The sequence below is a fragment of the Bacillus sp. LR--39 genome, assembly GCF_053613335.1.
In genome coordinates, this window is the sequence record NZ_JBSIOT010000280.1 from 1 (window position 1) to 1,147 (window position 1,147).

2 protein-coding genes and 1 pseudogene are annotated in these 1,147 nt (G+C 47.8%); all 3 read right to left on the reverse strand.

Annotated features, from left to right (window positions below):
* A pseudogene (gene opuCC, locus ACWHAR_RS22495) lies at positions 1-233 on the reverse strand (osmoprotectant ABC transporter substrate-binding lipoprotein OpuCC); the annotation flags it as partial.
* Between the two features lie 19 nt (positions 234-252).
* Positions 253-906 (reverse strand): glycine betaine/carnitine/choline/choline sulfate ABC transporter permease OpuCB, encoded by a 654-nt coding sequence (gene opuCB, locus ACWHAR_RS22500; protein ID WP_003228349.1) that lies wholly within the window; start codon positions 904-906, stop codon positions 253-255.
* Between the two features lie 22 nt (positions 907-928).
* Positions 929-1,147, reverse strand: a 219-nt coding sequence (locus tag ACWHAR_RS22505; RefSeq protein WP_452087883.1) for a CBS domain-containing protein, incomplete at its 5' end; no start/stop codon positions are given.

Below are 1,147 nucleotides of genomic sequence, written 5' to 3' on the forward strand. Positions count from 1 at the left end.
GCTTGGTGCTGAACATAGTTTGAGCCGAGGTTTTTCACTAAAGCAGTATTCAAATCTGTATCATGTTCAATAAGCTGCGCGATCATATTCGCTACAATTTCTGATTCTGTCATGCTCTGCGCCCCGATTTTGATCGTATCGTCAGAAGCGCCGCCTAGACCCGGCAGAGAGCAGCCGCCTAGCAGCATGACAAAGACGAGAGCAAACGCGCCAAGCCATTTGATTTTTGTCATTTTCAACAGTGCCAACTCCTTACGATACTTCCTTCATCCCTTGCAAGCCTTTCGGCGTCACCTTTCGTTCTGTCACAGCCAGAACATAATCAATAATAATTGCCAGAATTGTGACAGGCACGGCACCGCCAATGATATATTCAGGCTGGTATAGGTTCAGTCCGATAAAAATATAGTCCCCGAGGCCGCCTCCCCCGATAAACGACGCAAGTGTCGCCCAGCCAATTAGGTAGATCGTTGATGTGCGGATCCCCGCCATGATGATGGGAATCGCCAGCGGGATTTCAACGAGCCGAATCTGCTCCCAGCCGGTCATGCCAATTCCTTTCCCCGATTCCAGGAGGTTTTTATTTACACCTTTAATGCCGGTATACGTATTGCGCAGGATCGGCAGTACCGAATAGAAAAATAAAGCGACAATCGCAGGCACTTTTCCTACGCCGAGAAGCGGAATAAAAAAGGCTAAAATCGCCAGACTCGGCAGGGTTTGCACAATGTTTACGAAACCGATAACCGCACCTGCGCCTTTTTTCATTCTGGTAAGAGCAACGCCGAGCGGCACTGCAACGATAATGCCCAATACAACGGCTATGAGTGAAATATATAAATGCTCTCCTGTTTTATACAGCAGCTCTCCGCCGTTCGTTTGCAAAAAAGTCATCATTTGATTCATCTTAAAAGAGCTCCTCCCCTGGTCAGATCGTCATGAGCTGGTTTTCCTCGTCGCCCCAAATGGAATCGTATACGATATCAACGAGGCTCGCTCTTGTCACAATCCCTGCTAAATGGTTCTGTTCATCGACCACCGGAACATACTTGATCCCCTGCTTCAAAATTTTTCGGACTGTATCGCGAAGAAGCGCCCCTTTTTGAACGGTATATATATCTGAACGGTATACGTCGCCAACGATGCT

Excerpts from the sequence above, each read along its gene's own strand:
- opuCB (WP_003228349.1), bottom strand. The coding sequence starts at position 906 with ATGAATCAAATGATGACTTTTTTGCAAACGAACGGCGGAGAGCTGCTG.